At 65.4% G+C, this 4,411-nt stretch carries 4 protein-coding genes; all 4 read left to right on the top strand.

The window, feature by feature from the left end:
• On the top strand, positions 1 to 488 hold a 488-nt coding region (locus RMO81_RS03955; RefSeq protein WP_310474444.1), incomplete at its 5' end, for a 4Fe-4S dicluster domain-containing protein.
• Positions 488 to 1,393 carry a hypothetical protein gene (locus RMO81_RS03960; protein ID WP_310474445.1) on the top strand — a complete coding sequence of 302 codons (906 nt, stop codon included), beginning with the start codon at positions 488 to 490 and terminating at the stop codon, positions 1,391 to 1,393. The genes RMO81_RS03955 and RMO81_RS03960, both read left to right, overlap by 1 nt.
• A gap of 13 nt (positions 1,394 to 1,406) precedes the next feature.
• Positions 1,407 to 3,326: a cytochrome c3 family protein gene (locus tag RMO81_RS03965; RefSeq protein WP_310474446.1), complete on the top strand. Its 1,920-nt coding sequence runs from the start codon at positions 1,407 to 1,409 to the stop codon at positions 3,324 to 3,326.
• Positions 3,327 to 3,450: 124 nt separating this feature from the next.
• Complete coding sequence (locus tag RMO81_RS03970; protein ID WP_310474447.1) at positions 3,451 to 4,305, top strand: phosphodiesterase; 855 nt, start codon at positions 3,451 to 3,453, stop codon at positions 4,303 to 4,305.
• Positions 4,306 to 4,411 lie beyond the last annotated feature (106 nt).

A 4,411-nucleotide genomic window follows, 5' to 3' on the forward strand; every position in this document is an offset into this window, starting at 1 on the left:
CCGACAGTCACGAAGGCCTCAGCCGTCTCGACCGCGAGGCGGGCAAGACCTTCGCTCACCTCCACGTGCCGACATCGTGCCGTCACTGCGAACATCCGCACTGCATGGCCGATTGCCCGCCCAATGCGATCCATCGCGGCCCCGATGGCGAGGTCTTCATCGACGATACCTGCATCGGCTGCGGCAACTGCCAGCGCAACTGCCCCTATGGCGTGATCCGCATGGACAAGGTGCCGCCGAAAAAACCCTGGCTGCTCAGCTGGTTCCTGTTCGGCAGCGGGCCTGGTCCGGGCGAAGCCAGCGCCAAATGGGCCAGGAAGCACGACACGGCCTATGCCGAAAAGGCCAAGAAGGCGATCAAGTGCGACATGTGTTCGGGCCAGGAAGGCGGCCCGGCCTGCGTGCGCGCCTGCCCGACCGGCGCTGCCATCCGCGTCTCGCCCGAACAGTTCCTGAGCGTTTCCCTGATGAGCCGGGAGGACCGCTGATGGCCAGCACCGCTTCTGCCAAGAAGACGATGTCTGGCAAGGCCGTCACTCGCGCCCCGCGTGACACGGCCCACGAAGGCTTCCTCACCCACAAGCGTGGCCGTTGGGCCAAGCTGGCGCTGACGCTCAGCCTCGTCGCGCTGGGCGCCTACCTGCTCACCGATCCCATCCCGCGCCACAACGGCGGCACCTGGCTGGGCTATACGCTTGGCACGATTGGCGCCGGCATGATCGTGTGGCTGTCGCTGCTCGGCGTGCGCAAACGCGTCATCGGCTCCAAGCCGTTCAGCCTCAAGGGCTGGACCAGTGCCCACGTCTATCTCGGCCTGTCGCTGATTGTCGTCGGCACGCTACACACCGGTTTCCAGCTCGGCTGGAATGTCCACACATTGGCCTGGGCCCTGATGATGATCGTCATCCTGTCGGGCCTGTGGGGCATCAGCCTGTATGCCACCTTGCCGGAACGGCTATCGGCGAACCGCGGCGAGGTTACCCAGCTGCAGATGCTGGAAGCGATCCGCACGCTGGACCGCCAGCTCGACACCGCCGCTCAGCCGCTGGGCGGCGAGGATGCCGAATTCGTGCGGATGAGCCTGGAACAATGCACCATCGCCGGATCCTTGCGTCAGCGATTGTTCGGCAATTATGCCAAAGATGGCAATGCGCGCGCGCTGGCAGCTACAGCCGACAAGGTGATGGCTGGAATGCGGTCGGGCCGGGGCGATGAACGCCTGCAGCAGATCCAGTTCCTGCTGGAGCGCAAGGAGGCGGCGCTGGCCCAGGCCCGCCGTCATATCAGGATGAAAACCCAACTGGAGTTGTGGCTGTACGTGCATGTGCCGGTAACCATCGCGTTGCTGGCGGCGCTGCTGGCCCACATCATTTCCGTGTTCCTGTACTGGTAAGGGAGAGGCGGGCATGAGCTTCATCGTTCGCCAGGTCGCCAAGCGCGCCGATGGTGGGGACATCATTCGCACCCGGACACTTGTGCAGGCCGAATTGACCGTTGGCAGAGGCACGGATTGCGATATCCAGCTGGCCGATCTGGCTGTCATGCTGCGCCACGCGCGGCTGGTGCAGATCACCGCCGGCAAGGTGAGTGTGGAAACCACCGGCGGCGTGCCGGTGGAGGTGGGCGGCAAGTTCGTCACCCGCGCCGATCTGACGGTGGCCGACAATCCCACAATCGATGTTGGACCCTATCGCCTGTCGCTGTCGCCCGGCGAAAATGGCGCCGTCGCCATCACCGCCGAACGCGTGGTGCCGCCGATCGAAGCGGCCGATGCCGCCCACGAAACCAGCATCTTCTCGTTGTCGGGCGCCATGCCCACGCGGCGGCGCATGGCCTGGGTTGGCGCGCTGGCGGTGCTGGTGCTGTTGTTCCTGGTACCGCTGTTCCACTTCATCGGTGAAGATCAGGCCGCTCTGCCCAAGGACATGGTGGCCGAAGCCGCGCGTCCGCTCACGCCGGGCCAGGCCTTTGGCGATGGCAAGCTGACCGTGCCGACCGCGCGGCCAGCGGCAGCCGGCGGCTTTGCACCCGATGAAAGCTGGTCGAGCGGCACATTGTCCAATGCCCATGCCAGCCTGTCCAACAATTGCGGCGCCTGTCACCAAAAGGCCTTCGTCAGCGTGACGGACGGTGCCTGCCAAGCTTGCCACACGCCGGCAGCCCTGCCCGATCACGCCGCGCCGGCGCGCATGGCCAAGGGCTTGCTGCCCGAATCCGGACCATTGGCGGTCGCCCACAAGGGTTTCAACCTGCCGCAGGGCCGCTGCACCAGCTGCCACAAGGAACATGAAGGCGAAGCCACCGTGATGACGGTGGCGGAAAGCTTCTGCACCGATTGCCACAGTGGCCTGAATGGACGCCTGCCCGATACGGCCGTGGCCAATGTGCCGGGCTGGGCCAAGCACCCCGATTTCCGCGCCACTCTTGTCTCGTCGCCGTCGCTGGAAAAGCCGGTCTTCACCCGCACCGCCCTGGCCGGCGCGCGCGAGAAATCCGGGCTGATCTACCCACACGACATCCACCAGTCTGCCACCAACACCGTGGCCAACATGGCGCAGAAACAGCGACTGCCCGTGGGCGCCGATGGCGCCCTGCCCTGCAGCTATTGCCACAAGGCCGATAGCGACCAGCTGCGGTTCAAACCGATCGACATGGAAGCCAATTGCGGCGCCTGCCATGATCTGGCCTTTGCCCGTGATGGCGGCACGGTTCGCACGCTGCCGCACGGCAAGCCGGCGCAGGTGGCCGGCATCATCCGTGATTTCACCCTGTCCGAGAGCTTCGCCCCGCGCGCTGGTGTGCAACGCCTCAGCTTTGATCGCCGCCTGCCCGGCAAAGCGCCGCCGCCGCTATCCGGTGGCAATCCGGCGGCCCGCGCCCAGGCCGCCGTGGTCAGCGTGTTCACCGGCAAGGGCCTGTGCACCGAATGCCATGTCATCACCGACACCGGCGCTGTGGATCTGACTCGGCGCTTTGCCATCGCACCGGTCAGCATCAACGATCATTACCTGCCGCAAGGCCAGTTTCCACACGGCAAACACAAAAGCTATGACAGCAAGACCGGCCAGGCCGCCTGCGTCGCCTGCCACACCGGCGTGGTGAAATCCAAGGCCTCCACCGATGTGAACATCCCCGGCGTCGCCAATTGCCGCGAATGCCACGGCGCGCCGGCCAAGACGCTGCTCAGCACCACGGCCAAGGCCGGGGCCAGCTGCGACACCTGCCACGGTTATCACGATGGAGTGGCGCCGGCGGGCGCTTTACCCGCCGGGCACACGGCGCCGGCCCGGGTTGCCGCCAACCGCCACAAGCAGACTCCGGCTTGATGCAAGGCTGCGCTTGCATTCTGCACGGGCGTGCGTCAGGTTTGCGACAAATGCCGTATCTATTGGGGCGACGGCCATTTTCGGGACAGTCCCGATACTGGGAACGGCCGCAGGGGTGTGCGCGATGCTGATTGCCCAGGTGACCGATATCCACCTTGGTTTCCAGCCGGACGATCCGGCGGAAATGAACCGCAAGCGTTTTGACGAGGTGGTGGAAACACTGCTCGCCCTGACGCCGCAGCCCGATCTGCTGCTGGCCACCGGCGACCTGACGGAAAACGGTAGCATCGCCTCGTATCAGACCTTGAAGATGATCACCGATCGGCTGCCGTTCCCGGTCTATCTGGCGCTGGGCAACCATGATCTGCGCGACAATTTCTGCAGCGTGTTCCCGGAAGTCCCGGTGTGCAGCACCGGCCATGTCCAATATGCCTTCGTGCACGGCCCGATGCGCTTTGTCGTGCTCGACACACTGGAGGAAGGCCATCATGGCGGCACGCTGACCGCCGAGCAGGCTGCCTGGCTGGACGAAACACTGATGGAAGACAGCCGGCCCACGGTGCTCGTCCTCCACCATCCGCCGATCGAAACCGGCAACGGCTGGATGACCGAAGATCTGGATGCGCCCTGGGTGCAGCGGCTGGCCGCCGTGGTGCGACGTCACCCGCAGGTCATCCGCATGATCACCGGGCACCTTCACCGTGCCATCGTCACTGGTTGGCATGGCACCACACTCGCCGTGTGCCCGTCAGCGGCGCCGCAGGTGGCGATCGATTTCCGCGAGATCGATGGCGACAATCCCGATGGCCGTGACATGATCGTGGCCGAATTGCCCGGCTATGCCCTGCATTACTGGACCGGGCGCGACCTGATCACGCATTTCTGTGCCGGCGGCGAACATCCGGTGCTGGCCCGCTATAACGCGCGCATGCAGCCGACGGTGCAGCATATCCTGGCGGAACGGACGGGCCAGCATTGAGGCGGCCGGCGGCAAAGCCGCCGAGTCCGCTTTCGGGGAAGAAGAGACCGAAAGAATGAGCGCGGCGGAGCCGCGCCGTCAGACGACACGAAAAAGGCGGCCGACG

The organism is Sandarakinorhabdus sp. (assembly GCF_031422795.1).
Lineage (GTDB): Bacteria > Pseudomonadota > Alphaproteobacteria > Sphingomonadales > Sphingomonadaceae > Sandarakinorhabdus.

Excerpts from the sequence above, each read along its gene's own strand:
- RMO81_RS03965 (WP_310474446.1), top strand. The coding sequence starts at position 1,407 with ATGAGCTTCATCGTTCGCCAGGTCGCCAAGCGCGCCGATGGTGGGGAC.
- RMO81_RS03970 (WP_310474447.1), top strand. The coding sequence starts at position 3,451 with ATGCTGATTGCCCAGGTGACCGATATCCACCTTGGTTTCCAGCCGGAC.
- RMO81_RS03960 (WP_310474445.1), top strand. The coding sequence starts at position 488 with ATGGCCAGCACCGCTTCTGCCAAGAAGACGATGTCTGGCAAGGCCGTC.